General features: G+C 61.4%; 24 protein-coding genes. 9 read left to right on the forward strand and 15 right to left on the reverse strand.

Going from position 1 to position 26,783, the window contains the following annotated elements:
- Positions 1-53: 53 nt before the first annotated feature.
- The 9 genes from ACK3EW_RS12335 to ACK3EW_RS12375 all read right to left on the reverse strand — a co-directional run bounded on the left by ACK3EW_RS12335 (position 54) and on the right by ACK3EW_RS12375 (position 9,872).
- Positions 54-1,082 (reverse strand): histone deacetylase family protein, encoded by a 1,029-nt coding sequence (locus ACK3EW_RS12335; protein WP_493806453.1) that lies wholly within the window; start codon positions 1,080-1,082, stop codon positions 54-56.
- Entirely contained in the window at positions 1,082-1,894 is an 813-nt protein-coding gene (locus tag ACK3EW_RS12340; RefSeq protein WP_439119445.1) for an ABC transporter permease, read from the reverse strand. Before ACK3EW_RS12340 ends, ACK3EW_RS12335 begins: the two co-directional genes overlap by 1 nt.
- The gene (locus tag ACK3EW_RS12345; RefSeq protein ID WP_493806454.1) at positions 1,894-2,814 is read right to left on the reverse strand and encodes an ABC transporter permease; all 921 of its coding nucleotides are present in this window, start codon (positions 2,812-2,814) and stop codon (positions 1,894-1,896) included. Before ACK3EW_RS12345 ends, ACK3EW_RS12340 begins: the two co-directional genes overlap by 1 nt.
- On the reverse strand, positions 2,814-3,905 hold the full coding sequence (locus ACK3EW_RS12350; RefSeq protein ID WP_493806455.1) for an ABC transporter ATP-binding protein: 1,092 nt from the start codon (positions 3,903-3,905) through the stop codon (positions 2,814-2,816). Before ACK3EW_RS12350 ends, ACK3EW_RS12345 begins: the two co-directional genes overlap by 1 nt.
- A 342-nt stretch (positions 3,906-4,247) precedes the next feature.
- Positions 4,248-5,588, reverse strand: a complete 1,341-nt coding sequence (locus tag ACK3EW_RS12355) for a pyridoxal phosphate-dependent decarboxylase family protein (protein WP_493806456.1) — start codon at positions 5,586-5,588, stop codon at positions 4,248-4,250.
- Positions 5,585-7,663: an oxidoreductase gene (locus tag ACK3EW_RS12360; RefSeq protein ID WP_493806457.1), complete on the reverse strand. Its 2,079-nt coding sequence runs from the start codon at positions 7,661-7,663 to the stop codon at positions 5,585-5,587. Before ACK3EW_RS12360 ends, ACK3EW_RS12355 begins: the two co-directional genes overlap by 4 nt.
- 92 nt (positions 7,664-7,755) lie before the next feature.
- Positions 7,756-8,691, reverse strand: a complete 936-nt coding sequence (locus ACK3EW_RS12365; protein WP_085628724.1) for a LysR substrate-binding domain-containing protein — start codon at positions 8,689-8,691, stop codon at positions 7,756-7,758.
- Positions 8,692-8,772: 81 nt separating this feature from the next.
- Complete coding sequence (locus ACK3EW_RS12370; protein ID WP_493806458.1) at positions 8,773-9,447, reverse strand: DUF1028 domain-containing protein; 675 nt, start codon at positions 9,445-9,447, stop codon at positions 8,773-8,775.
- Positions 9,444-9,872 carry a RidA family protein gene (locus ACK3EW_RS12375; RefSeq protein ID WP_085628628.1) on the reverse strand — a complete coding sequence of 143 codons (429 nt, stop codon included), beginning with the start codon at positions 9,870-9,872 and terminating at the stop codon, positions 9,444-9,446. Before ACK3EW_RS12375 ends, ACK3EW_RS12370 begins: the two co-directional genes overlap by 4 nt.
- 194 nt (positions 9,873-10,066) lie before the next feature.
- Between ACK3EW_RS12375 and ACK3EW_RS12380 the strand changes: the two genes are divergently transcribed.
- Complete coding sequence (locus tag ACK3EW_RS12380) at positions 10,067-11,329, forward strand: flavin-containing monooxygenase (RefSeq protein WP_493806459.1); 1,263 nt, start codon at positions 10,067-10,069, stop codon at positions 11,327-11,329.
- A 5-nt stretch (positions 11,330-11,334) separates the two neighbouring features.
- Here ACK3EW_RS12380 and ACK3EW_RS12385 read toward each other — a convergent pair whose 3' ends face one another.
- Entirely contained in the window at positions 11,335-13,266 is a 1,932-nt protein-coding gene (locus ACK3EW_RS12385) for a 3-hydroxyacyl-CoA dehydrogenase NAD-binding domain-containing protein (RefSeq protein ID WP_493806460.1), read from the reverse strand.
- A gap of 206 nt (positions 13,267-13,472) precedes the next feature.
- Here ACK3EW_RS12385 and ACK3EW_RS12390 point away from each other — a divergent pair, with 206 nt between their 5' ends.
- From ACK3EW_RS12390 to ACK3EW_RS12425, 8 genes are read left to right on the forward strand one after another with little or no spacing between them, the layout of a single operon-like run.
- Positions 13,473-15,767, forward strand: a complete 2,295-nt coding sequence (locus ACK3EW_RS12390; RefSeq protein ID WP_493806461.1) for a bifunctional salicylyl-CoA 5-hydroxylase/oxidoreductase — start codon at positions 13,473-13,475, stop codon at positions 15,765-15,767.
- Positions 15,764-16,483: an SDR family NAD(P)-dependent oxidoreductase gene (locus ACK3EW_RS12395; protein ID WP_493806462.1), complete on the forward strand. Its 720-nt coding sequence runs from the start codon at positions 15,764-15,766 to the stop codon at positions 16,481-16,483. Before ACK3EW_RS12390 ends, ACK3EW_RS12395 begins: the two co-directional genes overlap by 4 nt.
- On the forward strand, positions 16,480-16,956 hold the full coding sequence (locus tag ACK3EW_RS12400) for a MarR family winged helix-turn-helix transcriptional regulator (RefSeq protein WP_493806463.1): 477 nt from the start codon (positions 16,480-16,482) through the stop codon (positions 16,954-16,956). The genes ACK3EW_RS12395 and ACK3EW_RS12400 overlap by 4 nt, the downstream gene beginning before the upstream one ends.
- Entirely contained in the window at positions 16,943-17,746 is an 804-nt protein-coding gene (locus ACK3EW_RS12405; RefSeq protein WP_493806464.1) for an enoyl-CoA hydratase family protein, read from the forward strand. Before ACK3EW_RS12400 ends, ACK3EW_RS12405 begins: the two co-directional genes overlap by 14 nt.
- On the forward strand, positions 17,746-18,897 hold the full coding sequence (locus ACK3EW_RS12410; RefSeq protein ID WP_493806465.1) for an acyl-CoA dehydrogenase family protein: 1,152 nt from the start codon (positions 17,746-17,748) through the stop codon (positions 18,895-18,897). The genes ACK3EW_RS12405 and ACK3EW_RS12410 overlap by 1 nt, the downstream gene beginning before the upstream one ends.
- Positions 18,897-20,513, forward strand: a complete 1,617-nt coding sequence (locus tag ACK3EW_RS12415) for an AMP-binding protein (RefSeq protein WP_493806466.1) — start codon at positions 18,897-18,899, stop codon at positions 20,511-20,513. The genes ACK3EW_RS12410 and ACK3EW_RS12415 overlap by 1 nt, the downstream gene beginning before the upstream one ends.
- The gene (locus ACK3EW_RS12420; protein WP_439119429.1) at positions 20,510-20,929 is read left to right on the forward strand and encodes an acyl-CoA thioesterase; all 420 of its coding nucleotides are present in this window, start codon (positions 20,510-20,512) and stop codon (positions 20,927-20,929) included. Before ACK3EW_RS12415 ends, ACK3EW_RS12420 begins: the two co-directional genes overlap by 4 nt.
- Positions 20,919-21,314: a RidA family protein gene (locus ACK3EW_RS12425; protein ID WP_439119428.1), complete on the forward strand. Its 396-nt coding sequence runs from the start codon at positions 20,919-20,921 to the stop codon at positions 21,312-21,314. The genes ACK3EW_RS12420 and ACK3EW_RS12425 overlap by 11 nt, the downstream gene beginning before the upstream one ends.
- A 6-nt stretch (positions 21,315-21,320) precedes the next feature.
- Here ACK3EW_RS12425 and fahA read toward each other — a convergent pair whose 3' ends face one another.
- From fahA to ACK3EW_RS12450, 5 genes are read right to left on the reverse strand one after another with little or no spacing between them, the layout of a single operon-like run.
- Positions 21,321-22,571, reverse strand: coding sequence for a fumarylacetoacetase (gene fahA / locus ACK3EW_RS12430; RefSeq protein ID WP_493806467.1), 1,251 nt, complete (start codon positions 22,569-22,571; stop codon positions 21,321-21,323).
- A 3-nt stretch (positions 22,572-22,574) separates the two neighbouring features.
- Positions 22,575-23,924 (reverse strand): homogentisate 1,2-dioxygenase, encoded by a 1,350-nt coding sequence (hmgA, locus tag ACK3EW_RS12435; protein ID WP_493806468.1) that lies wholly within the window; start codon positions 23,922-23,924, stop codon positions 22,575-22,577.
- Positions 23,921-24,118, reverse strand: a complete 198-nt coding sequence (locus ACK3EW_RS12440; RefSeq protein ID WP_493806469.1) for a DUF2783 domain-containing protein — start codon at positions 24,116-24,118, stop codon at positions 23,921-23,923. Before ACK3EW_RS12440 ends, hmgA begins: the two co-directional genes overlap by 4 nt.
- 4 nt (positions 24,119-24,122) lie before the next feature.
- Positions 24,123-25,736 carry an FAD-dependent oxidoreductase gene (locus ACK3EW_RS12445; RefSeq protein WP_493806470.1) on the reverse strand — a complete coding sequence of 538 codons (1,614 nt, stop codon included), beginning with the start codon at positions 25,734-25,736 and terminating at the stop codon, positions 24,123-24,125.
- 28 nt (positions 25,737-25,764) lie between these two features.
- Positions 25,765-26,709, reverse strand: coding sequence for an MBL fold metallo-hydrolase (locus ACK3EW_RS12450; RefSeq protein WP_493806471.1), 945 nt, complete (start codon positions 26,707-26,709; stop codon positions 25,765-25,767).
- Positions 26,710-26,783: the final 74 nt, after the last annotated feature.

Genomic DNA, 26,783 nt, shown 5'->3' on the forward strand with positions numbered 1-26,783 from the left:
GGTCAGTCCCCTGTTGAATAACGCCCTCTTGGGCGGAGTTGATGCGGCCACGGTCAATGGCCTTGGAATCCTTCCAGCACGTTCACGGTGTTGATCCCGATTTCCGCGATGTCGTAACCGCCTTCCATCACGAACAGTGTCGGCAGGCCCGCCGCTGCGATATCCGCGCCCATGATGGTGAAATCCGGCGATGTGAGTTTGAAAAAGCTGATCGGGTCAGTCTCAAAACTGTCGACCCCCAGCGACACGATCAATGCGTCCGGCGCGTACTCGGCAACCCGCTCAAGCGCTGTGGCCAGCGCGGTGCGCCAGATGTCGAACCCCGTTCCGGGCGGCATTGGCAGGTTGAGAGTAAAGCCTTCACCGGCCCCGGTGCCAGTTTCATTGGCGTATCCGAGGAAATAGGGAAAGGCATGTTCCGGCGCGCCGTGCAGCGAGACGAACAGAACGTCCTCCCGGTCGTAGAAGATATCCTGTGTGCCATTGCCGTGGTGAAAATCCACGTCGAGGATGGCAACGCGCGCCATGCCGTTGTCGCGAAGGTGCTGGGCGGCAATGGCGGCGTTGTTCAAAAAGCAATAGCCGCCATACAGGTCCTTGGCCGCATGATGCCCCGGCGGACGACAGAGCGCAAAACAACTCTGCGCACCGGCCCGCACCCGCTCAGCCCCAGTCAGGGCGACATGGGCACTTGAGAGCGCAGCCTTCCACGTGCCCTGCGTGATGCTGGTCTCGGCAGCAAGAGCGTAATACCCCAACTGCCCGTCAATATGTGTAGGACAGGTCTGCACCATACGCCGCGCGGGCCATGCATTTGCGATCGCTTCGCCCTCGAAGCCAGCCGCCTGCCAGCGATCCCACGCAGATTGCAAGAATGCCACGTAAGCGGCGTCATGCACGGCAAGGATCGGCGCCATTCCAAAGCTGTCAGGGGCCGAGATCGGACCCAACCCCACATCGGTCAATCGTGCGTGGATATAGTCCAGCCGCGATGGGCGCTCGAACGGATAGACCAATTGCCCACCGTATAGTTCGGTCTGGGCGTCACGCAGCTTGTGGTTATCGGAGTAGATGGTTTCCATCAGCGTTCCTCTGCCGGATCCCGGCGACCGATGAACCATGACAACGCAACCATGACGATGGAGACCGCCAGAAGAAGCGTCGAAATGGCCATGATATTGGGCTTGATACCCTGTTTGACTGCGCCAAAGATTGCGGTGGGGAGGGTCTCAACCCCCGCACCCTTGACGAAATTCGTGATGATGAAATCATCCAGTGAGATAATGAAGGCGAGGATGAATCCCGAAACGATCCCCGGCATCATCAGCGGCAGCAGAATGCGCCTGAACGCCTGCCGCTTGGTGGCATAAAGGTCCATCGCCGCTTGTTCGTAGGTCGCCTCGATCCCCTGCATCCGCGCGGAAATCGGCATGTAGGCAAAGGGAATGCAGAACGCGATATGCGCGAGGAGGATTGTCATCACTCCCCGCTCGAATGCGATGGCGTTGAAAAAGATCAGCGTGGCCACCGCTGTCACAATTTCGGGCACCATCAGCGGCAGAGAGATCAGCCCGATGGAGACCGTGCGCAGACGGAACTTGCCCGCGCGCAAAACGGCGGTGGCCGCCAGCGTGGCAATTATCGTGGCCGTCGTGGCAGCCGTGATCGCGATGATTAAGCTGTTCCAGGCCGCGTCCTTGAACTTGCCGCTTTCTGGGCCGGTGAACACGTCAACATACCAACGAAACGAGAACCCTTCCCAGATCGTGATCGAGGGGGAGTCGTTGAAACTGTAGACCGCGACCACCACAAGCGGCGCGTATAGGATCACAAGACACAGCAGCGTAATGGCGAAAAAGCCTGGATAGCGGCGCAGGTCATAGGGTTTGGCCATCACGCCTCCTCCTTCTGGCTTTGACGGGCAAAGACCATCAGCAGGATCAGCACCATCGTCAGCAGGATCATCGACGCCGCCGCCCCGAACGGCCAATTGCCCGCGTTGCCTTTGAACTGCTCCTCGATCAGCGACCCGATCATGAAGGTCCGTGCCCCGCCCAGCAGGTCCGGTGCCAAAAACGACCCGAGCGAAGGTACGAAGACAAGGATACACCCGGCGATGATCCCCGGTTTGACCGAAGGGATTACGATCCGGCGCAGCACCGCCCAGCGCGGGGCGTAGAGGTCGGACGCCGCCTCGGAAAGCGCAAAATTGTACCGCTCGACCGCCGCGTAAATCGGCAGCACCATGAACGGCAGGTAGGAGTAGAACAACCCCAACTGCACGGCGAGGTTGGTGTTCACGATGCCCAAAGGTTCGGAGATTAAACCGATGCTCATCAGACCGTCATTCAACGGCCCTTCATCGCGCAACAGGAACTTCATCGACACGGTGCGGATGAGCAAATTCACCCAATAGGGAATCGTCACCAGAAACACCCAAAACGCCCGCTGCCCTTCGGGACGCGTGGCGATGAAATAGGCGGTTGGAAAGCCGATCAGCAGGCTGAGGATCGTCGCCGCCCCCGCCTGCCAGATCGACCGCCAGAAGATGCCGATATAGGTCCACTCGATCTTGGGTGGCTCGTCCCCGAAGAGGCCACGGTCAAAGAAGAACTGGTCATAGGCTTCAAGACTGAACTCCCAGATAACACCGCCGCGGAATTCCTTGGTCAAAAAGGAATAAACCAGCATGATCATCAGCGGCGCAAGCGTGAGCAGACCCAGCGTCACCCAAGCTGGCAGCAACAACAACGTGCGCGCCTCGCGATAGGTTTCGCTTTGCACAGACCCGCCTGTTGCGCCGTCCCCCGCCATCAGTCGATCAAGAGCCTTGCGGCCCCCTGCTCCATGTTGACGGCAACTTCAGTGCCCGGCTCGAACACGCGGGCATTGCCGCGCGACGAATTGGAGGAACGGACGGTGAATTGTGGCCCACCGTCGAGGTCAACGATTGTGGCGATGTCCGTGCCGATATAAATCATCTCGCGCACCCGGCCCTTCAGGCTATTGGCATCGACCGGCTCTGCAGACAGGAACAACCTTTCTGGCCGCAGCGACATATGCACCTTGGCACCTGCGCCGATCCCGCCCACCGCATCGCAGGTCAGCCTGTGGTCGCCCCCCAGATGACATTCAGCGCGGCCGTTTGCGACCGCATCCACCGTCACGTGCATCAGATTCGTATCACCGATGAAGTCGGCGACGAACACGTTTCGCGGCTGTTCATAGATCTCGCGGGCGTCACCCAGTTGCTGCAATTCGCCCGAGGACATGACCGCGATCCGGTCGGACATGGTCAGCGCCTCTTCCTGATCGTGGGTGACAAAGATGAAGGTGATACCGGTTTCACGTTGCAGATGCTTGAGCTCTACCTGCATCGCCTTGCGCAACTTGAGATCAAGCGCCGAGAGCGGTTCGTCCAAAAGCAACACCTTGGGGCGCGGTGCCAGCGCGCGCGCCAAGGAGACACGCTGCTGCTGACCGCCGGACAATTGCGACGGCTTGCGCGCCGCGAATTGCGATAGCTGCACCATCTCAAGCGCTTCTCCGGCGCGGGCACGAGCTTCGGACTTGGACTTTCCAAGCATTTCAAGGCCGAAGCCCACATTGTCGAGCACGTTCATGTGCGGGAATAGCGCGTAGTTCTGGAAAACTGTATTCACCGGGCGCTTGTGGGGCGGCAGCGCGTCGATCTCGTCGCCATAAAGATAGATCGCGCCTTCGGTTACGTCTTCGAATCCGGCGATCATCCGTAGCAGCGTGGTCTTGCCACAACCAGAAGGGCCAAGAAGCGTGAAAAACTCGTTATCGCGGATCGACAGGGAAATCGTCTTTAACGCGGTAAAGGTGCCATACCGCTTAACCGCGCCCTGCACGTCAATGGCAATGTCCGTGTCTTGCGGCATTGGTGCTGTCCCCGGGCGCTGGTGTTTCTGACCTTGACCCTAGAAACGAAGCAGCGTCTGCAGAAGACACGACTTCCTCAGCGCTTCTTAGCCTGCGCCTAATTTCTTTTTGCAAAACGCCCAATTCTTGGGCGGTTCTGGTTCGGTTTTGCCTTAGTCGATGGGTCGAAGTTCTTTGTGACATGGCTTGTTTCAGGGCCTAGGCGAAACGGATATTCGCTGTGGGCAAACAGCAGCACGCCTGCGCCGTCGGGTCCGATCTCGACATAGAGTCCCGATTTGACCGGGCGCTCACCGTGACGAAAGCAGTCAACGGCGCGAGGAAGTCTTCGGTCGGCGTGCTCATTTCAAGGTGTCCAGAACAGCCATGACGTGGTCCGGATCGGTCTGCGGATTGACGATGCAGAGGCGAAAGACCATCTCGCCGCGCCACCGGGTCGGCAAGCAAAGCAATGCCCCTGACCGCCGATGCTCCTCAGCCCAGCACACCATCTCGTCCTCGGTTTGGTTGCGCGGGCGGAAGAGGATGACGGTAAGGTTCGGCCCCAGCAGCAGCTCCAGCCACGGCGCCGCCGCGATGCGCTCTGCGAGGTCTTCTGCAATCGCGCGGGTGTTGGCTATCGCCAGCGCATAGGCTTTGGTGCCATGCGTCGCCAAAGAATACCAAAGCGGCAGTCCTCGCGCCCGGCGCGTCAGGTGCAACGCATAGTCCGACGGGTTCCATTCGCTTTTGTCCACAGTGTCGAGATAGACCGCCCGCTGACCATGTGCCGCCGCCCCATCGGCCGCATCCCGATACAGCAACGCGCAGCTATCATAAGGCGCAAACACCCATTTGTGTGGGTCGATGATCAAAGAATCCGCCTGTTCGATCCCCTCAAAGGTCGGACGCAGGGCCGGATCAGCCATTGCAGCCCCACCATATGCGCCATCGACATGCACCCAGACGCCACGCGCCTTGGCAAGCTGCGTCAGTCCCGCAATGTCATCCACTGCGCCGCAATTGGTCGCCCCGCCATTCGCGACAATCGCAAAGGTTTCCGGGGTCAGATTTGCAGCCGCTGCGTCCGCACTCATACGCCCGGATGCGTCGGAGGGAACGGTGATGAGGTCCGCATCCATAACCCGCGCGACAGCAGCGATTGAGGAATGCGCCTCGGACGAACACAGGATCGCCCCCCGCCCAGTCTTTGTCTCTTGGTTGCACATCCGATGCCAGTGCCGCGCAGCATGCAGCGCCGACAGGTTGCCCAATGTCCCACCCGCGACGAACACACCGCCTGCCGTGGCAGGCCAGCCTGCCAGATCGGACAGCCAACGCAAAGCCTGGTTCTCCGCATGGATCGCCCCGGCCCCACCGTCCCAGTTTCCGGCAAAGATACCTGCCGCCCCCAAGGCCGCATCGAAACTCAGCGCAGCGCGGGTGGGCGCAGCCGCGACAAAGGACAGCGAGGTAGGATGTCCGAAAGGTCGCGTCGCGGGTTGGATGACATCGGTGAACAGCGCAAATGCCGCTTCAGCCCCAAGCCCGTCCGGCGTGATCGCACCACCCATCTCGGGCTCCAACGCCGCAGCAGCCCGAGCGCCGTTCTTCGGGTCGGGACCAGCGGCGACATGGTCTGCAACCCAATCGAGAATGCGGCGGGTGTCGTCTGGCGCAAAGGGAAACGGATCGTGCCTCAATCGACCGCAAGCTCCGTGATCTCGCGTCGGAAGGGCAGCGCGTCGCCGATATCCTCGCCATCCAGTTCGCGTGCATAGCGATGCCCCGCATAGGTGGCCCAGGCAATCGGCCCCGGCGCTTCGGCATCGCCGATGATCCGAACGGACGCAATCCCGGCATCCGCCCAATCGGCCTCATGGGCGTTGAGATCGTGGAAAAGCTGGTTGTTCTCGCGCTTGGACGCCACGACCACGACCGCATCGCAGTCGATCTGGCGGGTTTGGTCGGTATAGGTGCAGTTCGACACCACATGCCCCATCCCGATTTTGGTCACACCGCGGTTCAGGACAATCTCGATCCCCATCTCGGCCAAACGCCTGTGGATCGTGTGCTGTTCCAGCGTGTTCACGGTCCAATCCGACAGATAGGCCGACGGCGTGACAATCGTTACGGCACAGCCCTCGGTACGCAGCAGCTCTGCCAAAACGCCGCCCATGTAGTAGTGATCGTCGTCATAGATCACCACGTGACCTGAGGGGCGTTGGCCGTCCATGATGTCGTCAGGAGTGAACACCGGCATCGCCGCATCCACCGGGAACGGCACGACATGCTGGCGGCTGACACCGTCCCTGCGCCATGTGGCCCCAGTGGCAATGCAGATGTTCTGAAATCCGAATTCAAGGATGGCGGCGGCATCAAGCGCGCTGTCGAAATAAGTCTCGACGTTGGGTTTCTGGCTGATCTGATAGGTCCGGTAATCCGCCACACGACCCCAAGCCGACAGACCGGGCAAGTGCCGTTCCCGCGCAACCCGTCCGCCCAGAACCCGACCGGCCTCGGCCAGTGCCACGTCATAGCCCCGTTCGGCCAAAGCGCGCGTCGCTTCCAACCCGGCCGGACCTGCGCCGACGACCAGCACAGTCTCGCTGCGCCCCTTGGGGTTCATCCGCTCGGGATGCCAACCCTTGCGCCACTCCTCCATAAAGGTGGGGTTCTGCGTACAACGGCTAATCGACATGGTCATGTCGCCGGTAATGCAAATGTTGCAGCCAATACATTCGCGAATGTCCTCGATCCGGCCTTCCTCGATCTTTTTGGGCAGGAAAGGATCGGCAATCGACGGTCGGGCGCAGCCGATGGCATCCAGCACGCCGCTGCGCACCATCTTGGCCATGACATCGGGCGAGGTGAAGCGCCCCACCCCAACCACCGGCTTCGATGACAACTCGCGAATGCCCCGCACAAGCGCTTCTTGGGCGCCCTCTTCCTTGAAACGCGACGGGCCGGAGCAATCTTCCCACGTACCATGCGCCAGGTCCCAAAGGTCCGGCAGGTCCTTGTTCATGTCGATGAACTCGCGCACCTCGGCATTCGAAAAGCCCAGATCACCGATGCTCTCGTCCAAGGACACTCGCAGCGTCAGGCCCATGCTGTCTCCCACCGCATCGCGCATGTCGGCGATCACCTCACGTGCGAACCGCGACCGGTTTTCCAGACTGCCGCCATATTCGTCGTCGCGCATGTTGGTGGCGCGGCTGAGGAAATGCTGAAAAATACCAAAGCCATGCGCGCCATAAAGGCAAATGAGGTCAAACCCGGCAATCTTCGCCCGTTTGGCGGCATTGACGAACCAGCGGCGCAGGTCTCGGATCTCGTCTTTCGACAGCGCCCGCGCTTGAACCGGATCGTTGGTGAAGGTGCGGATCGGTCCGGCAGAAACCGCAAGCGGCACTTCCTTGGTGTAAAGGTTCGGTCCGTTGATCCCGGAATAGGCCAGTTGGATACCTGCCAGCGCCCCGTGGTCCTTCATCTTGCCGGCCATCTTGGCCAGCATGGGAATGTCTTTGTCCTCCCACAGGCGCAGTTCGATGAAGGGCGTGATCTCGGACGTGTGGTGCATTTCGCATTGTTCGGTAAAGATCACCCCCCAACCGCCTTCGGATTTGATCCCGCGCATCGCGGCTGCCGCAGACGGGTCGCGATAGCCGCCGCCATTGCAATGCGGCACCTGATAAAAGCGGTTCTTGGCCGTCACCGGGCCAATGGCCAGCGGTTCGAATAGCACGTCATACCGGGGATCGCGTCCGTCGAGCATCAAGCCTCTCCTGTCGGGTTTCCGGCAGCTTACTATCTATGCTGCAGCGCAAAAGTCTTGGCCTTGGAACCGTTGCTTAGGCTGGCGCTAAGTCAGACCAAAGGTTCGCCACCGATCCGGTCCAGACGGCCTGTTCGCACCAGCGATGCAGCGTATTCGATAAACGCCCGCACCGCATTCGACCGATCCGCATCCTGCGCCGTAAGAAGCCCCATCCGCAGTGCGCGGACCTTGCCACCAATAGGGATCACCCGCACCGGGTTGCCATCCGGGGACGTGTCGCTAAGCGGGCGAACATTGGCGATGGAATAGCCGAAATCATTGCCTACCATCGACCGCATCACCGCCATGTCGCGCGTGCGTTCGGCAATCACCGGCTTGCCCCCCGCATGATCAAACAGCGACAGGAAGTAATCCGCGCTCAGCGGCAGATCGAGCAGAACCATCGGATGCGCGCTCAGATCCTCGACCGTAACCACGTCCCGATCGGCCAGGGGATGGGCAGTTCCCATCAGCGCGATGGGCGGTAGGCGCACCAGTGCGGTGAATTGCAAATCCGCAGGCAGATCAAGATCGTAGGTCAACGCCACGTCGATCTCAGACCGTCGCAAAGCGCTGAACAGTTCCACTTGGTTCAGTTCGTGCTGGCGCAGGCGCACTTCGGAAAATTCCGCCTCAAACCCACGGCGCAAGGTCGGCAGCACGAGCTGTGCAAAAGTTAACAGACACCCGATGCTCAACGGCCCCCGGACAGAGCCGGAAATGTCACCAGCGATGTCCATCATCGCGCCTGCCTCGCGCAGGACGGTCTTGGCCTGATCGAGCATCTGCCGCCCTGCCTGTGTGAGCGACAGGCCCTGCGCGTGCTGGCGCACAAACAGCGGCAGGCCAAACTCGGCCTCAAGCTGCGAAATGGCAGAAGAGATAGACGGCGAGGACACGTTGATCCTCTCAGACGCACGCGCGATGCTGCCCGTCTCACCTACGGCAACGAAGTATTCCAATTGCCGCAGCGTGTAACGCAGCATCCGTGCCCCCTGAACGAATGGTTCCGTCAAACTGTGGACGGGTTCGGGGGCGGCTTCAAGACTGACCAATGTCAAAGGGCGTCATTCATCCCCCGGCACGCCGTAGGATGGCGCCTGTGTTGGATCAAGCGCCCGCTGCACATAGGCATCAAGCTGCGGTTTGTAGACATCCCACGCGGTGGCGACCGCCTCGATCGGGCAATCTTCGGTCCAGTCACAGCGCAGATCGGCGACGGGCCAGTTGACCTTGTCCACCAGCATCATTCCTGCCGAATGCACCGGGCCCGCTTCGCCCCCTGCGGCCAGACCTGCACGCAAAGCCGCGATGAGCCTGTCGCCCAAATGTCCCTGCGCCGCCTCGAACCCGGCGACGATGGCTGCAGGCACGCCGTCATTGGCCAGAAGATTGCCCCCCGATGCTACATCCCGGCCTTCGGCCTGTGTCCAGATCCCCAGAGATTTCGGCCCGGAATGGATCGCCGTGCGGCCCTGCCGATCAATCGCCAAAACCTGACGATAGGCAATGTGCCGCCCCTGATCGCGTACGCCCGCAATAGCCTCTGCCGCCGACATGCCACCCTGCATCATGTCCAGCGCAAAAGGCCCGAGCGATGGATCGGTCACGTTCTGGCTGGCCACCGCACCTACTCCGGCACGGGCATAGGAACAGCGCGCTGCAACTGCAGGCGAAGACGAAGAAATCGCCACTCCGAACATCCCTGTTTCGGCACAGCGCGCGACCAGTGAAAACGTCATCGCTGATACCCGTCCGGGATCACGGCAGTGCCGTCGATCTCGACCAGCCACTCGGGGCGTGCCAGCGCGCTGACGACAAGGCCCGTGGACACGGGATGCACGCCTTTGATGTACTCGCCCATGGTGCGATAGACCGCCTCGCGGTGGCGCACATCGGTGATGTAGACCACCACCTTGACCAGATGCGCCATCTCGCCACCGGCCTCTTCGATCAGTTGGCGGATGTTCTGCATCACCTTGTGGGTTTGTTCCACTGGGTCATGACTGTCGATATTCTGGGCATCATCAAGGTTCTGCGGACACTGTCCCCGCAGCCAGACGGTCCGGCCCCCTTGGGTGACGACGGCCTGACATAAATCATTGTCGAGCTTCTGTTCGGGATAGGTGTCTGACGTGTTGAACGTACGAATTCGGGTATGGGCCATGCCTGTTGTCCTCATGAGGCGTACCGCTTGGTCTATCCTTTCGGCGGCCAAGGGCGGAACGACCCTTTCCCTCATCTGTGATTAGCCCACGCCTAATCCTGATTAGAAAGAACCCAAGCAAGGCTTTCGGAATCCGTTGTGTGCCGCGCATGGGGCCGCTGCCTATGCTCGGCCCCATCGTCAAGGAGGCACCCATGGAAGAATTCGATACGGTCGTCGTCGGCGCTGGTCAGGCCGGTGTTGCCATGAGCGAACATCTCACAACGCTCGGCATTCCCCATGTGGTTCTGGAACGCGCCCGGATCGCCGAGCGCTGGCGGACCGAGCGCTGGGATTCGCTGGTTGCGAATGGCCCCGCATGGCACGACCGGTTTCCCAACATGGCCTTTGCCTGCGACGACGATGCCTTCCCCGACAAGGAAAGCGTGGCCGCCTACTTCGAAACCTATGCCAAACGGTTCAATGCGCCCATCCACACTGGCGTCGATGTAACGACCGTGACACCCAAGGACGGCGGGTTTGTGGTCGAAACCTCGAAAGGCACGATCCGTGCCCGCCATGTTGTGGCGGCAACCGGGCCGTTCCAGAAACCAGCCATCCCGCCTGTAGTGCCCGCGGAGGCAGGCCCGCTTCAACTGCACTCGAACGCCTATCACAACCCGGATCAGTTGCCCCAAGGGGCAGTGCTGGTGGTGGGCGGCGGGTCGTCCGGTGTGCAGATTGCCGAAGAGCTGATGGCAGCGGGCCGCAAGGTCTATCTCTCCATCGGGCCTCATGACCGCCCGCCCCGGCGCTACCGCGGACGCGACAACGTCTGGTGGCTGGGGGTCTTGGGCAAGTGGAACGCCGACAGCCCCGGTCCCGGAACCGAGCATGTGACTATCGCAGTAAGCGGCGCTCATGGCGGCAAAACCATCGACTTCCGCGCGCTGGCGCATCGGGGCATGACGCTTTTGGGGATGACCGAGGGCTATCGGGACGGCGTGGTCAGCTTTGCCGACGATCTAAAGACCAATCTGCTGGCCGGGGATACCAATTACCTGTCCGTTCTGGACGAGGCGGATGCCTATGTCGCCAAGCATGGGCTGGATCTGCCGCTAGAGCCCGAGGCGCGGACCATCCCGGACGATCCCGCCTGCGTGACCGATCCGATCCGCAAGATCGATCTGGCCGAGGCCGGGATCGGCACGATCCTCTGGGCGACCGGCTATCAGTTCGATTTCAGCTGGATCAAGGCCGACACCTTTGACGACGCAGGGCGCCCCCAGCATCAGCGCGGCGTGTCGCGTGAACCGGGGCTCTATTTCGTGGGCCTTCCGTGGCAGACGCGGCGCGGGTCATCCTTTATCTGGGGGGTATGGCACGACGCCAAGTTCATCGCGGACCAGATCGCCATCCAGCGCGGGTACATGGCGTATCAGGGGTGCGCTGCGATCCGGGTGCCCGAGGACGCCTGAACGCTTCAGCGCCTCGCCGCAAACATCGGCCCGCCTTTCCAGCGCGGAAAGCTGTAACCATTGACCATGACCACGTCGATATCATCGGCAGATCGGGCGATCCCTTCGGCCAGCACGGCCTCCGCCTCGCGGGTCATCGCGCCCAGAATACGCGGCATCACGTCTGCATCGGCAAAGCCGCTGCCCGCCGCCCCCATCGCCTGACGCTCTTCGGCGATGATGGACATCACCACCTCAGACGGCTGTGCAGTGCCGTCGGCATGGTCATACCACCCCGCACCCATCTTGCGCCCGAAGCGACCGATCTCACACAACCGATCCGCGATCCTGATATATCCACCGCTGATCTTGCCCTCGGCCAACCGCCGCTTGCGCATGGCCCAGGCAATGTCGAGGCCCGCCAAATCCTGCATCTCAAAGACGCCGATCGGAAAGCCATAGTCCCGCATGGCGCAGTCCACCTGATCGGGGCTGGCCCCGTCGATCAGCAGCCGATCCGCCTCGGCCCGATAGGCCGACATGATGCGGTTGCCGATGAACCCATCGCAGACTCGGGACAAAACCCCGATCTTGCCCAGCGATTTGGACAGTTTCGCCGCCGTGGCGACCACATCCTCGGCCACCGCGTCGGGCAGGACGATCTCCAAGAGCTTCATGACATGTGCCGGAGAAAAGAAATGCAAGCCAACGGCGCGCGACGGATCGGACAGCACCGCTGCGATAGTATTCACGTCAAGATACGACGTATTGGTTGCCAAGATCGCGTCCGGCTTTGTCACCTGATCCAGTCGCGCAAAAACCTGTTTCTTGACCTCCATGTCCTCGAACACCGCTTCGATCACCAAATCCGCATCCGAAAGCGCGGCATAGTCGATAGCGGTGTCGAACCGCGCCGACACCACGTCCAGATCAGGAAGGAGGCCACGCTTGGCGCTACTCTCGAGCGTCGCTTGCACACGGTCGACACCAGCGTGCAGGCTGGCCTCATCCCGTTCGATCAGGGTCACCTGGAAGCCCCGCATCAGAAAGGCCGATACGATGCCTGCACCCATCGTTCCACCGCCGATCACACCGATCCGCCTTAAAGGGCGCGGGGTCTGTTTGGCTCTTGGATCGGCCAAGGTGGCGCGCTCGGCAAAGAAGATGTGCCGCAAGGCGCGGGCCTGATCACTGGACTTCAAGTCAAGGAATGTCGCGCGTTCCGCCGCCAAAGCCTCGTCAGCGGGCAAGCGCAAACCGCGCCCTACCGCGTCGATGGCCGCTCCAATCGACTCCTGCCCGCGCGCTTTGCGACGCAGGCCTGTTGCTGTCTTGTCGAAAGCCTCTGCATCAGAGGCACCCACAACCGCGTTTTCAAGCGTGCGTCGTGGCCCCGCTTGTTCGACCGCCAAAGCCACGGATTCGTCCAGCAGATCGCCCGTTGCAATCGCGTCGATCAGACCTGCGGTCAGCGCCACCTTGGCCAAGATCGGCTTGCCCCCCGCAATCATTGTCAGCGCCAGTTCTGCCTCGACCAGACGCGGCAATCGGACCGTCCCCCCGGCCCCCGGCACCAGACCAAGGGTCACTTCGGGCAGACCCATGCGCGCTTTGGGGTCCGCGATCCGGAAATGGCACCCCATTGCCAGTTCCAACCCCCCACCCAGAGCGGTGCCGTGGATTGCCGCGACCCACGGTTTCGATGCGGCCTCTATGGCAGCAATGACATCAGGCAAATGGGGCTCCATGGGCGGCAGGTCGAACTCGCGGACATCAGCTCCGGCGACAAAGGTGCGTCCTGCACAGGCGAGGACGACCGCGTCGACATCCGGGTCAGCCTCGGTCTTGGTCACAGCTTCCAACAGCCCCGCACGCACCGCCTGCGATGACGCGTTCACCGGCGGATTGTCGATTGTGACAACCGCCACGCGGCCTTGCCTGTCTATCGAAACGCTCATCGGATTGGGTCACCTTCGTCTTGGAGTGGTGGCACAACTGTCAAGTCACGGGCCAAGAATGGCAAGAGGACCTCGCCTATCGGATTGCAGCACCACAGGTTTGCTTCGGAACGCGACGATAATATTTCAAGTTTGAAATTTCAAACTTGAAATAAATTGCCGACTCGGGCAGCCTTTTGATCAAGCTGTTACAGAAAGAGGCCGAAATGCGTATTGCATGTCTGGGAGGCGGACCCGCAGGGCTTTACTTCGGGATCTCGATGAAGCTGCGTGACCCGTCGCATGACATCACCATCATCGAACGCAACAAGCCAGACGACACCTTTGGCTGGGGCGTCGTGCTGTCGGACGAAACGCTCGACAATCTTGCCGTGAACGACGCGACAAGCGCCGAGGCGATCCGCGCCCATTTCGCTTATTGGGATGACATTGCGCTACACTATCGCGGCGAACGGCTTGTGTCCTCCGGTCACGGGTTCTGCGGCATCGGGCGCAAACAGCTGTTGATCCTGCTGCAGGCACGGGCGCGGGAATTGGGCGTCGACCTGCGGTTCGAGACCGAAATCGGCAGCGCTGACGATTACCGTCAGGAGTACGACCTTGTGGTGGCCAGCGACGGTCTCAATTCCAAGACCCGCACGCTTTATGCCGACAGCTTCAAACCCGACATCGACCTGCGCCATTGCCAGTTTGTCTGGCTGGGCACACATCAGCGCTTTGATGACGCGTTCACGTTCATTTTCGAGGAAACCGACAAGGGCTGGGTCTGGGCGCACGCCTACCAGTTCGACGACAACACCGCGACCTTAATCGTGGAATGCACGCAAGAGACCTTTGACGCCTTTGGTTTTGCTGACATGACGCAGGACGAAAGCATCGCCACCTGCGAGGAAATCTTCAAAGACCACCTTGGCGGACACGCTCTGATGACCAACGCGCGGCATGTCCGGGGGTCGGCGTGGATCCGCTTCCCTCGCGTTCTATGCGAGACATGGAGCCATGAGAACGTTGTCCTACTGGGCGATGCCGCCGCGACCGCGCATTTCTCCATCGGATCAGGCACCAAGCTTGCGCTGGAATCCGCGATTGCTCTGGCTGAATACCTGCACACCGAACCGGACATGGCGCATGCCTTCCAGCGTTACGAAGACGAACGCCGCCTTGAAGTGCTGCGCCTGCAATCGGCGGCCCGCAATTCGATGGAATGGTTCGAAACGGTCGAGCGGTATCTGGGCCTCGATCCGGTTCAGCTCAATTACTCGATGCTCACCCGCAGCCAGCGGATCAGCCACGAGAACCTCCGCGCGCGCGACAAGGCGTGGCTCGAAGGCGCAGAACGCTGGTTCATGACGCAGGCCGGTGTGCCTGAGGACGCACCGCTGCGTGCACCGATGTTCACCCCGTTCCGTCTGCGGGACATGGACCTGAAGAACCGCATCGTGGTCTCACCCATGGCGCAGTACATGGCAGAGGACGGCTGCCCCACCGACTGGCACCTTGTCCATTACGGCGAACGTGCCAAGGGGGGTGCGGGTCTGGTCTTTACCGAAATGACCTGCGTGTCGCCCGAGGGGCGGATCACACCCGGCTGTCCGGGGCTTTACGCGCCCGAACACGAAGCGGCCTGGGCGCGGCTGACCAAATTCGTACACGGGGTAACGGATACGAAAATCTGCTGCCAAATCGGCCATTCCGGGCGCAAGGGATCGACGCAACTGGGATGGGAACGGATGGACGCCCCCCTGCCCGAGGGTAATTGGGACGTGGTCAGCGCCTCTGCCCTGCCGTGGTCAGACGAGAACGCGATCCCACGCGAGATCACCCGCAACGAGATGGACGAGATCACAGCGCAATTCGTGGCCTCTGCCGAAATGGCGGATCGCGCCGGGTTCGACATGATCGAACTGCACGCGGCACACGGGTATCTTCTGTCCTCCTTTATCTCGCCTGCGTCAAATATCCGTACAGATGATTACGGCGGCAGCCTGGAGAACCGTCTGCGCTATCCACTTGAGGTGTTCTCTGCGATGCGGGCTATCTGGCCTGAGGGGAAACCAATGTCGGTGCGTATTTCGGCGACTGATTGGCTGGACGAGGACGGCGTGACGCCGGACGAGGCGGTTCTGATCGCCAAAGCGTTTGCCGAGGCCGGAGCGGACCTGATCGACGTGTCCGCAGGCCAAACCTCGACCAAGGCAAAGCCGGTTTATGGCCGAATGTTTCAGACCCCGTTCTCGGACCGCATCCGCAACGAGGGCGGGCTATGTACGATGGCAGTCGGGAACATCTTTGAGGCCGATCACGCCAATTCGATCCTGGTGGCCGGACGCGCCGATCTGGTGGCGGTTGGCCGCCCGCATCTGGCCGATCCCTACTGGACCCTGCACGAAGCGACCAAGCTTGGCGACCGCGCGGCACAGGACTGGCCGTTGCCCTACCTTGCCGGGCGCGATCAGGCGTGGCGGTTGGCCGAGCACGAGGCCGAGGCGGTGCGCGCATGAGGCGGGTTCTGGTCACTGGTGGTGGCACGGGCATCGGTCGGGCGATTGCCCATGCCTTTGCCGACCACGGCGATGCGGTGACCATCGCAGGCCGCCGGATAGAGCCATTGCACGAGACCGCCGAGGGGCGCGAGATCACCTGCTGTCAGGCCGATGTTACCTCGGAGGCGGACATCGCGGCCCTGTTCGACAAACCGTTCGATGTTGTGATCGCAAATGCAGGATGGGGCGCATCCGGCAAAGTGTCGAAGCTGTCGCTTGACGATTGGAACGCCACGCTGGCCGTCAACCTCACCGGCACGTTCCTCACCTTCCGCGAGGCGTTGCGGACGGGGCCAGCGGATGCACGGCTGATCGCCATCGCCTCGACCGCGTCCTTGCAGGGCAACGCCTCTGTCCCGGCCTACACCGCGGCCAAGCATGGTGTTTTGGGGTTGGTCCGCTCGATTGCACTGGACGTTGCGAAGACAGCCGGCACCTGTAACGCAATCTGTCCGGGCTTCACCGATACCGATCTGGCGGAAGGCGCCATCACCGGATTGATGCAACGCTTCGATCTGGATCGCGCGGCAGCAACGGCGAAGATCGCCGCCGGCAACCCCCAAGGGCGGCTGATCACCCCGTCCGAGATTGCGGGAACTGCGCTCTTCCTCGCCTCGCCAGCCGCTGCCGCGATCAACGGTCATGCCCTGTCTGTATCCGGGGGCGAGATATGAAGCCCGAACAGACGAACATGACAGAGCCGATGTCCAAAGCACGCCTGCGTCTTTGGTTGCAGCTTTTGAAACTGTCCTCGGGTATCGAAGGCGAATTGCGCCGCCGGATGCGCGACAGGCATGACACCACCCTGCCCCGGTTCGATGTGATGGCAGCCCTCGCCCGCCACCGGGACGGGCTGAAGATGAGCGATCTGTCCCGCTACCTCAAAGTGTCAAACGGCAATGTGACCGGCATCGTCGACCGGCTGGTCGAAGAAAGTCTGGCGCTGCGTGTGGCCGTACCCGGCGACCGCCGTGCCAATCTGGCGCGACTGACCCCCAAGGGAGAGGCCGCCTTTGCGGACCTCGCTGCTCAGCACGAGGCGTGGATTGACGAGTTGCTCGCGCCGCTCACGGATACCGACACCCAGTCAATGATCGGCCTGCTGAAAAAGGCCATGACGCAGGAGGCCAGACATGGTTCTGAATAAACCGCAGCATTTCCGCTGCGAAATTGCAGGCGGTATCGCACGCATCGCCCATGACCGGCCCGAACGGAAAAACCCATTTACCTTCGACAGTTACGCCGAATTGCGCGACTGGTTTCGGGCGCTGGTCTATTCCGACGACATTCATGCTGTCGTGATCCTGCCCAATGGCGGCAACTTTTCCTCGGGCGGCGATGTGCACGATATCATCGGCCCGCTGACGCGGATGAGCATGAAGGAACTGCTGACCTTCACGCGGATGACCGGCGATCTGGTCAAGGCGATGATCGGCTGTGGTAAGCCTGTGATTGCCGCCGTTGATGGCGTCTGCGCGGGGGCTGGCGCGATCATGGCGATGGCGTCGGACCTGCGCTTGGCCACGCCCGAGGCAAAGACCGCGTTCCTGTTCAACCGCGTCGGGCTTGCGGGCTGCGATATGGGCGCATGCGCCATCCTGCCCCGGATCATCGGACAGGGCCGCGCGGCGGACCTGCTTTACACCGGACGCGCTATGAGCGCCGTTGAGGGCGAGGCGTGGGGCTTCTTCAACCGCGTTGTGGAAGCGGACGCACTGGAGGCCGAGGCGATCAAACTGGCCGAACGCATCGTGGCAGGTCCGACCTTCGCCAATTCCATGACCAAGACGATGCTGGCGCAGGAATGGTCGATGAGCCTTGAACAAGCGATTGAGGCCGAGGCCCAGGCGCAGGCGATCTGCATGCAGGGCAACGACTTCCGCCGCGCCTACGAGGCGTTCGTCGCCAAGGAAAAACCTGTGTTTGAGGGCGATTGATGGCGGACCAAAGCTACCTCCACTGGCCGTTTTTTGAGCCTGACCACCGCGACTGGGCCGCGCGTGTAGACGAGGTGGCGCAGGGGTTGGAGATCGACCACAGCGACACGGATGCGGCGTGCCGGGCGCTTGTCGCTCAATTGGGTGCGGCGGGTCTGTTGCAGCCGACATCAAGCGACGACGGAAAGTTTGATCTGCGCACGCTGTGCCTTGCACGGGAAACACTGGCGCGGCACGACGGTTTGGCCGATTTCGTGTTTGCAATGCAGGGATTAGGCACCGGTGCAATCACGCTGTTCGGGACCGAGGCGCAGAAAGCCCAGTGGTTGCCGAAAACCCGCGCGGGCCAGGCGATTGCCGCCTTTGCGCTGACCGAACCGGGGTCGGGATCGGATGTGGCCAACTCCACCATGACCGCCATGCGCGATGGCGACAGCTATGTGTTGAACGGCGAAAAGACGTGGATTTCGAATGGCGGCATCGCCGATGTCTACACGCTCTTTGCCCGCACCGGCGAAGCTCCGGGGGCCAAGGGCCTGTCCGCCTTCATCGTCACCCCTGACCAGCCGGGGTTCGAGATTGCAGAACGACTCGACACCATCGCGCCGCATCCGCTGGCCACGTTACGATTTACCGATTGCCGCATCCCCGCAAGTGCATTGCTGGGCGCACCCGGTCAGGGGTTCAAGGTCGCCATGTCGGTGCTCGACGTCTTCCGCACCACCGTGGCCGCCGCCGCGTTGGGGTTTGCCCGTCGAGCCTTGGACGAGGCGTTGGCGCGGGTAACAACGCGGCAAATCGCCGGGTCGCCGCTGGCCGATTTGCAGATGGTCCAAGGCCATATCGCGGATATGGCGGTGGATGTCGATGCAAGCGCCCTGCTCGTCTACCGCGCCGCGTGGACCCGCGACAGCGGTGCGCCCCGGATCACCCGCGAGGCGGCGATGGCCAAGCTGTTCGCAACCGATCAGGCCCAAACGGTTATCGATAAGGCGGTTCAACTCTTCGGCGGCGACGGCGTGCGGTCGGGCACGGCTGTCGAAACGCTCTACCGCGAGATCCGCGCGCTGCGCATCTACGAAGGCGCGTCGGATGTTCAGAAAGTCATCATCGCCCGTCAGACCCTTGCTGCCTTCGAAGGAGGAACGTGATGCTCGGACCCTCTGCCCATGTCGACACATTCGCCCGCGACAACCTTCCACCGCCTGACCTCTGGCCAGAATTCAATCTGGCCGGGTTCGATTATCCTGAACGGTTGAACGCCGGCTGGGAACTGACCGATGGCATGGTCGAGAAGGGTTTTGGCGACCATACCGCGCTGATCGGCAACGGGCGGTTGCGCACCTACAAGGAACCCAGCGATTGGACCAACCGTCTGGCCCATGTGCTGGTCGAGGATTTGGGCGTGAAACCGGGCAACCGCGTGCTGATCCGGTCGGCCAACAACCCTGCGATGGTGGCCTGTTGGTTGGCTGCAACCAAAGTGGGTGCGGTGGTGGTCAACACGATGCCGATGCTACGTGCGGCCGAGTTGCGGACCTATGTAGAACTGGCCGAGATCACGCACGCTTTGTGCGATACGCGGCTGATGGACGAGATGGTGGCCTGTGCCAAGGACAGCGCGACGTTGACATCCGTGGTCGGGTTCGATGGCACCTCGAACCACGATGCCGAACTTGACCGGCTGGCACTGGAAAAGCCGGTGCGCTTTACCTCCGTCCCCACGGGGCGGGACGATGTGGCGCTGCTGGGGTTCACATCGGGGTCTACCGGGGTGCCCAAAGCGACGATGCATTTCCACCGGGATTTGATGATCATCGCAGACGGTTATGCGCGCGAGGTGTTGGGTGTGACGCCGGACGATGTGTTTGTCGGCTCTCCGCCGCTGGCGTTTACATTTGGGCTGGGGGGGCTCGCGATCTTTCCGCTGCGGTTCGGGGCGGCGGCCACGCTGCTGGAACAGGCGACGCCGCCCAACATGATCGAGATCATCGAGAAATACAAAGCCACGGTCTGTTTCACCGCGCCGACCGCGTATCGCGTGATGCTGCGCGCGATGGAGGATGGCGCAGACCTGTCGTCCTTGCGCGCGGCGGTGTCTGCGGGAGAAACCCTGCCCGGCCCGGTCTATGACGAATGGATCGCCAAGACGGGCAAACCCATGCTCGACGGGATCGGGGCGACGGAGCTGCTGCACATCTTCATCTCCAACCGCTTTGACGACCACAAACCCGCCTGCACCGGCAAACCTGTGACGAGGTATGAGGCCAAGGTCATCAATGATGCAGGTGAGGTGGTGCCGGATGGCGAGGTCGGGCGGCTTGCGGTGCGTGGCCCGACGGGGTGCCGCTACCTCAAGGGGGACCGCCAGAGCACCTATGTGCAGGACGGCTGGAACATTACCGGCGACAGTTTCATACGCGACTCTGATGGCTATTTCCACTTCGCCGCGCGCAATGACGACATGATCGTCAGTTCCGGCTACAACATCGCCGGACCCGAGGTCGAAGCGGCGTTGCTTTCCCATTCTGCGGTGGCCGAATGCGCCGTGATCGGTGCGCCGGACGATGCGCGCGGCTACATTGTGGAGGCGCATGTTGTGCTGTCCAAGGGGCATTTGGGCGATGCCGAGATGGTCAAAGCCTTGCAGGACCACGTGAAGGCGGCCATCGCGCCCTACAAGTACCCACGGTCAGTGGTGTTCGCAGACAATCTGCCCAAGACCGCGACGGGAAAAATCCAGCGCTTCAGGTTGAAAGACCAATGACAGAACCCGCCTTTGCCAAGGACCAAAAGGTCCTTTTCCGCCATTGCGACCCGGCAGGGATCGTCTTTTTCCCGCGCTATTTCGAGATGATGAACGACCTCGTCGAAGCGTTCTTTGACGAAGCCTTGGACTACCCTTTCGAGCAAATCCTAAAGTCCGAAGGCATCCCCACGGCCCAGATAGAAACGCGGTTCGTGCGGCCCAGCTATCATGGTGACCGCCTGCGGCTGTCGCTTTGGGTGCTGCGGCTGGGCAATACGTCCCTGACCTACCGCATGACCGCCACCTGTGGCGACGAACTGCGCTTTGAAACCCGCGCGACCTTGGTGCATGTCGACGATGCGGGACGGTCCAGCCCGTGGCCAGAGGCACTCAGCACCCTTCTCAAGACCAAAGAGGCCCCAGATGACGCATAAAACGATCCAGCCCGAGGGATGGTTGCCCGCCAAGGGCTATGCCAACGGGATGCTGACCAAGGATGGCGTGCTGCATATCGGCGGACAGATCGGATGGGATGCCAACAAGGTCTTTGTCGCATCGGATTTCATCGGCCAGATGCGGCAGGCCCTGTCTAACATCCGCGCGATTGTCGAGGCGGCGGGCGGCACGGTGGAGGATGTCACCCGTCTGACATGGTTCGTCACCGACAAGGCCGAATACCTCGCGCACCAATCCGAAGTGGGCGCCGCCTATCGCGACGTGTTCGGCAAGCACTTCCCCGCGATGTCGATGGTGGTGGTCAGCGCGCTGATCGAAGACGCAGCCAAGGTCGAAATCGAAGCGACCGCGCATCTGGGTTGATAGCTCTCACCGTCGCGCAGGTCGCACCATGCCGACACAAGCACCAAAGCCGACGCGGTATCCGTCCCCTTGCGCATGGCCACGCAGAGCGAGCGTGTCGCCATCCTCGACAAAGGTTCGGGTTTCGCCGGTATCAAGCGTGATCGGTTCTTTCCCACCCCAACTCAGTTCGAGCAGCGCACCACGATTGTGCCGTTCCGGCCCTGAAATGGTGCCTGACCCCAGCAAGTCACCCACCCGCATCGGACAGCCTGAACTGGTGTGATGCGCGAGTTGCTGGGCGGCGGAATAGTACATTTCGTTGTAATTGGTGCGGGCGATCACGGTCTCTGTTCCCGCCTCTGGGGTTAGCCCGATCTCAAGCGCAATGTCATAAAGCATCGGCCCGGGCTCGGTCAGATAGTCAAGCAGCGGCGTCTCCCGCGCGGGCGTGCTGGTGCGGAACGGCTCCAACGCGGCGGCGGTCACGATCCATGGGCTGATCGTCGTGGCGGTGGCTTTGGACTGGAAAGGTCCAAGCGGCTGGTATTCCCACGCTTGGATATCGCGCGCGGACCAGTCGTTCAGGATCACGTAGCCGAAGATGTTGTCGAACGCCTTGGCCACGCTGATCGGCCCGTCGGACGCCTGCCCAACGATGGCGCCCATTTCGAGTTCGATATCGAACCGGTCGGAGGGCGCAAAGCGCGGTGTGGCGTCGTCCGGTCCTTTGATCTGACCATGCGGGCGCGTGACCGGCGTGCCTGAGACCACAACCGAAGACGCACGGCCGTTATAGCCGATGGGAATGTGCAGCCAGTTCGGCGGCAGTGCGTTTTCGGCCCCCCGGAACATCGTGCCCACATTGGTGGCGTGATGGCGGCTGGAATAGAAATCGGTGAACTCGCTGACGCGAAACGGCATATGCAGTACCGCGTCTTTCATCGGAACCGAGTGGGTGATGATCTGGTCCTGCACCGCCTCGTCGGCACTTTCGTCCAACATCGCGGTCAGCGACGTGCGGTAGTGAGACCACGCCTCGCGCCCAAGTTCCATGAAGTCGTTCCAATAAGGCGCGTCCAGCACATCCGCATCAGGATCGGCGCGCAGAAGCCCTGCCGCTTCCAATCCGGTGGCATCGACGATCCGGTCACCGATGGCCACGCCACAGCGCAGGTCGCCATCACCAACCGAGAACACGCCGTAAGGCAAGTTGTTCAGCGGGAAATCACAGCCCGGAGCGTTGGCGCTTTCCAGCCAGGACCGACGCAAAGCCATCGGTTATTTCTTCCCCGGCGTGCCGTCGAACTTCTTTTCCAAGCTGTCCCAGCAGTCGATGTAATCATCCTGCAATGGAGCTTCTTTACCTGCAAATTCAGTTAGATGCTGAGGGAACCTCGTCTCAAACATGAAGGACATGGTGCGGTCCAATTTGTCGGGGCCAAGGTTGGCATTCGACGCCTTCTCGAACGCCTCACGATCCGGGCCATGGGGCAGCATCATGTTGTGCAGGCTCATCCCGCCGGGGACAAAGCCCTGCGGTTTAGCGTCATATTGACCGTAGATGTTGCCCATGAGCTCGGACATGATGTTCTTGTGATACCACGGCGGACGGAAGGTGTTTTCGGCCACCAGCCAGCGTTCGCGGAACAGAACGAAGTCGATATTCGCCGTTCCCGGCACACCCGAAGGCGCGGTGAGGACGGTAAAGATCGACGGATCGGGATGGTCGAACAGGATCGCGCCAACTGGACAATAGGTCCGTAAATCATACTTGTAAGGCGCGTAGTTGCCGTGCCACGCCACCACGTCGAGCGGGCTTTGGCCGATCTGTGTCTCATGAAACTGTCCGGCCCATTTGACGGTCAGGGTCGATGGAACTTCGCGGTCCTCGAACGCAGCAACCGGCGCCTTGAAGTCACGGGGGTTCGCCATGCAGTTCGCGCCGATGGGGCCACGGCCCGGCAGCTCGAATTTCTGGCCGTAATTCTCGCAGACAAAACCCCGGCACGGGCCATCCAGCACTTCGACTCGGTAAACCAGACCGCGCGGGAGGATGGCGATTTCCTTGGGCTCGACATCAATGATACCCAGCTCGGTCGCAAAGCGCAGCCGACCTTCCTGAGGAACGACCAGCAACTCGCTGTCGGCACTGAAGAAATAGCTATCCTTCATGCTCTCGGTCACAAGGTAGATGTGGCTCGCCATGCCCGCTTGCGTGTTCACATCCCCCGCCGTGGTCATGGTGCGCATGCCCGTGAGCCAGGTCAGCGCCTCACCCGTATGCGGCACCGGGTCCCAGCGGTATTGACCAAGGCTGGTCACGTCTTCGGGAATGTGCGGCGCGCTTTTCCAATAGGGCAGATCAATCCGCGTGTAGCGGGCGGAATGTTTGACCGAAGGGCGAATGCGGTAGCACCACGTGCGTTCAGGGCGCTCTGCGGTAAAGGCCGTGCCGGAAAGCTGTTCGCCATAAAGCCCGTAGTTGCATTTCTGTGGGCTGTTCATGCCGCGCGGCAGCGCGTCGGGCAAGGCCTCGGTCTCGAAATCATTGCCCCAGCCGGGCATGTATCCCGGCTCTGTCAGGGTGCCTTTGGCCTGAACAAGACCGGATGTGTACGGAGCATTCATGACTTGTCTCCTTTCGATGCGGCAGCCAGCGCTTCGATCAGCACCGCGCGGTCGCCGATATGGTTGGCAAGGATCAGGATCAGACGGGCGTTGAACGCGATGCTGTCATCGTCGCTCAACCCGTCATGGGCGTTCAGCAACTCGGCATAGAACCCATCTGGATCGGGGATGTTGGGAGCGGTGTTGAGCGCCATCGCGTCAGTCCTTTCCGATAGCGCGGGCCAAAGCGGCCTGCACCAAAGCTTCGTCATAGGCGGGCCAGCGCGCCGCGACGTGCTGATCGGGGCGGATCAGGTAGACGGCGGCAGTTGTCTGGCCCAGATAGCGGTCCTTGATGTGGTCATCCACAGGCACCGAGACGCCGCGTACGGTCAGTCCGTGGGTCTCAAGCGCGGTTGGCACATCAACGCCAATACCCAGCAACACGAAATCTCCACCAAGATGATCCAGAAGAAACCCCTGCCCCAAAGGCGCGTCCGGGCACGGAGCGCCGGGACGGGTGCGGGCCGGGCCATCCGGCAGCGCGTCGGGCGTGTTCAGCGGAAGGCCGTCATAGACACAAGGCACCGACAGCCGTCCGGAATTGACCAATGGACGGGCAAAGGTGTGATGTTCCGCCAGATCCAGCACCGCGTTGCGGAACACATGGCTGATGCGGGATTTCGGCGTGATGAAATCGGTCGACCGCGACGAGTTGAGGATGTTTTCGTCCGCGCCGTGCCGACGCTCCAGATCGTAGCTGTCCAGCAGGGCCTCGGGTGCCGTACCGTTCAACACCAGACCCAGTTTCCAACCCAAATTGTCCACGTCCTGAATGCCAGAATTGGCCCCGCGCGCGCCAAAAGGCGAGACCTGATGCGCCGCATCGCCGGCAAAGATCACCCGGCCTTGGCGAAAGGTTTTCATCCGGCGACACTGGAACCGGTAGATCGAGGTCCAGACCAGTTCGTATTCCACATCCGGACCAAGCATCGCGTCCAGACGGCGGCGGACATTTTCCTCTTTCAACTCTTCGGTGCGGTCAATGTCCCAACCGAGCTGGAAGTCGATCCGCCAGACGCCATCGGGCTGCTTGTGCAAAAGCGCGCTGTCACCGGATTTGAAATGCGGCTCGAACCAGAACCAGCGTTCGGTCGGAAAATCTGCTTTCATGGTGATGTCGGCGATCAGGAAATTGTCCTCGAACACCCGGCCCTCGAAATCGAGCCCGAGCATCTTGCGCAGAGGGCTGGACGCACCGTCGCAGCCGATCAGCCAATCCGCCGTGATGCGGTAAGGACCGTCGGGTGTGGTGATGTCGAGAATGACATGGTCGTCTATGACCTCGACCGTGTCGACACGGTTCTTACCCCGCAGGTCAATTGGCGCGCCTTGAGCCTGCGCCTCGCGGACTCGGTCCACAAGGAAGCGTTCGAAATAGGGCTGTTGCAGGTTGATGAAGGCTGGATAGCGGTGGCCCTGCTCTGGCAGCAGGTTGAATTCGAACACCTGCCGATCATCATGGAACACCTTGCCGAGGTTCCAGATCACACCCTTGTCGAGCATCGGCTGACCGCACCCGTACCGATGGGCGATCTCAAGCGTACGTTTGGCGAAACAGATGGCGCGGCTTCCCTGCCCGACCCCTTCGTGATCATCAAGCAGGACCACCGGGATACCCTGCAAGCCCAGATCAAGCGCCGTGGCGATGCCGACCGGGCCACCGCCCATGACAACCACAGGGTGCCGCACCGGTGCGGATGCATCCTGTTCGGTGCTGCGCGCATAAGGATAGAGCGTGAACGCCAGTTGATAGCGGTCATCCAGCGGCATGATGGGTCTCCTCCCCAGTCACTCGGTTTCAGCCTTGCAGTTGCGCCCACATCTCGAGGTCGCGTTCCGCAGTCCAGATGCGGGGATGGGTGATCCCGCGCGCCTCGTCATAGGCGCGGGCGACGTTGAACGGCAGGCAGTGTTCGTAGATGGCGTAATCCTTGAATTTCGGGTCGCAGGCATCCCGCACCGCGTCCCATGCCTCTTTGAGGCTGCCGCCCTTCGCGGCAATCGGTTTGACCGCGTTGTAGGTGCTGTCGACAAAGTCGCGCGTGTTGGCGAGGGCTGCATCCACCATCTCGCGCCCGACCAGAGCGTCGCCACGGCCCGGCGCAATGCTTTGCGGATCATAGGCTTTGACCGCGTCCAGCGTCGCACCCCACTCTTCGAAATGGCCATCACCACAATAACAGGCCGAGTGGTATTCCACGATGTCACCGGTGAACATGGTCTGGCTGTCAGGCACCCAGATCACGCTGTCGCCTGCAGTATGCGCACGGCCGATCTGCTTGATCTCGACCTTCCGCTTGCCCAGATAGACCGTCATGCTGTCGCTGAAGGTGGTGGTGGGAAATGTTAGGCCGGGAATGCTCTCGTGGCCTTCGAAGAGGCGCGGAAAGCGTTGGAATTCACTGCCCCAGTCTTCTTGCCCCCGTTCCATAACCATGCCGCGCGCGGCGTCCGACATGATGATCTGATCGGCGTTGAACGCACTGGCCCCCAGCACCCGCACCGCATGGTAATGGGTAAGCACCACATGGGAAATCGGTTTGTCGGTCACGCTGCGCACGCAGTCGATGACCTTTTGCGCAAGGCGCGGTGTGGCCTGTGCTTCGACGATCATGACGCTGTCATCGCCAATGATGACGCCGGAATTCGGATCTCCTTCGGCGGTGAAGGCATAAAGACCATCGCCAATCTCGGTAAAGGAAATCTGCTTTTCTGCGGTGTCGCCCTGCGATGCAAAAGCCATGTGTGCGCGTCTCCCTATCGTGCATTAGCCCATGTCATCTCAGGGCACGTCATTCGTCGTTGCAAAAGCAACGA

Source organism: Marivita sp. NO-S04 (assembly GCF_059070475.1).

Bases quoted from the DNA above. Each gene is read 5' to 3' on its own strand.
- ACK3EW_RS12335 (WP_493806453.1), bottom strand. From the start codon at position 1,082: ATGGAAACCATCTACTCCGATAACCACAAGCTGCGTGACGCCCAGACC.
- ACK3EW_RS12340 (WP_439119445.1), bottom strand. From the start codon at position 1,894: ATGGCCAAACCCTATGACCTGCGCCGCTATCCAGGCTTTTTCGCCATT.
- ACK3EW_RS12345 (WP_493806454.1), bottom strand. From the start codon at position 2,814: ATGGCGGGGGACGGCGCAACAGGCGGGTCTGTGCAAAGCGAAACCTAT.
- ACK3EW_RS12350 (WP_493806455.1), bottom strand. From the start codon at position 3,905: ATGCCGCAAGACACGGACATTGCCATTGACGTGCAGGGCGCGGTTAAG.
- ACK3EW_RS12360 (WP_493806457.1), bottom strand. From the start codon at position 7,663: ATGCTCGACGGACGCGATCCCCGGTATGACGTGCTATTCGAACCGCTG.
- ACK3EW_RS12365 (WP_085628724.1), bottom strand. From the start codon at position 8,691: ATGCTGCGTTACACGCTGCGGCAATTGGAATACTTCGTTGCCGTAGGT.
- ACK3EW_RS12370 (WP_493806458.1), bottom strand. From the start codon at position 9,447: ATGACGTTTTCACTGGTCGCGCGCTGTGCCGAAACAGGGATGTTCGGA.
- ACK3EW_RS12375 (WP_085628628.1), bottom strand. From the start codon at position 9,872: ATGGCCCATACCCGAATTCGTACGTTCAACACGTCAGACACCTATCCC.
- ACK3EW_RS12380 (WP_493806459.1), top strand. From the start codon at position 10,067: ATGGAAGAATTCGATACGGTCGTCGTCGGCGCTGGTCAGGCCGGTGTT.
- ACK3EW_RS12385 (WP_493806460.1), bottom strand. From the start codon at position 13,266: ATGAGCGTTTCGATAGACAGGCAAGGCCGCGTGGCGGTTGTCACAATC.
- ACK3EW_RS12390 (WP_493806461.1), top strand. From the start codon at position 13,473: ATGCGTATTGCATGTCTGGGAGGCGGACCCGCAGGGCTTTACTTCGGG.
- ACK3EW_RS12395 (WP_493806462.1), top strand. From the start codon at position 15,764: ATGAGGCGGGTTCTGGTCACTGGTGGTGGCACGGGCATCGGTCGGGCG.
- ACK3EW_RS12400 (WP_493806463.1), top strand. From the start codon at position 16,480: ATGAAGCCCGAACAGACGAACATGACAGAGCCGATGTCCAAAGCACGC.
- ACK3EW_RS12405 (WP_493806464.1), top strand. From the start codon at position 16,943: ATGGTTCTGAATAAACCGCAGCATTTCCGCTGCGAAATTGCAGGCGGT.
- ACK3EW_RS12410 (WP_493806465.1), top strand. From the start codon at position 17,746: ATGGCGGACCAAAGCTACCTCCACTGGCCGTTTTTTGAGCCTGACCAC.
- ACK3EW_RS12415 (WP_493806466.1), top strand. From the start codon at position 18,897: ATGCTCGGACCCTCTGCCCATGTCGACACATTCGCCCGCGACAACCTT.
- ACK3EW_RS12420 (WP_439119429.1), top strand. From the start codon at position 20,510: ATGACAGAACCCGCCTTTGCCAAGGACCAAAAGGTCCTTTTCCGCCAT.
- ACK3EW_RS12425 (WP_439119428.1), top strand. From the start codon at position 20,919: ATGACGCATAAAACGATCCAGCCCGAGGGATGGTTGCCCGCCAAGGGC.
- fahA (WP_493806467.1), bottom strand. From the start codon at position 22,571: ATGGCTTTGCGTCGGTCCTGGCTGGAAAGCGCCAACGCTCCGGGCTGT.
- hmgA (WP_493806468.1), bottom strand. From the start codon at position 23,924: ATGAATGCTCCGTACACATCCGGTCTTGTTCAGGCCAAAGGCACCCTG.
- ACK3EW_RS12440 (WP_493806469.1), bottom strand. From the start codon at position 24,118: ATGGCGCTCAACACCGCTCCCAACATCCCCGATCCAGATGGGTTCTAT.
- ACK3EW_RS12445 (WP_493806470.1), bottom strand. From the start codon at position 25,736: ATGCCGCTGGATGACCGCTATCAACTGGCGTTCACGCTCTATCCTTAT.
- ACK3EW_RS12450 (WP_493806471.1), bottom strand. From the start codon at position 26,709: ATGGCTTTTGCATCGCAGGGCGACACCGCAGAAAAGCAGATTTCCTTT.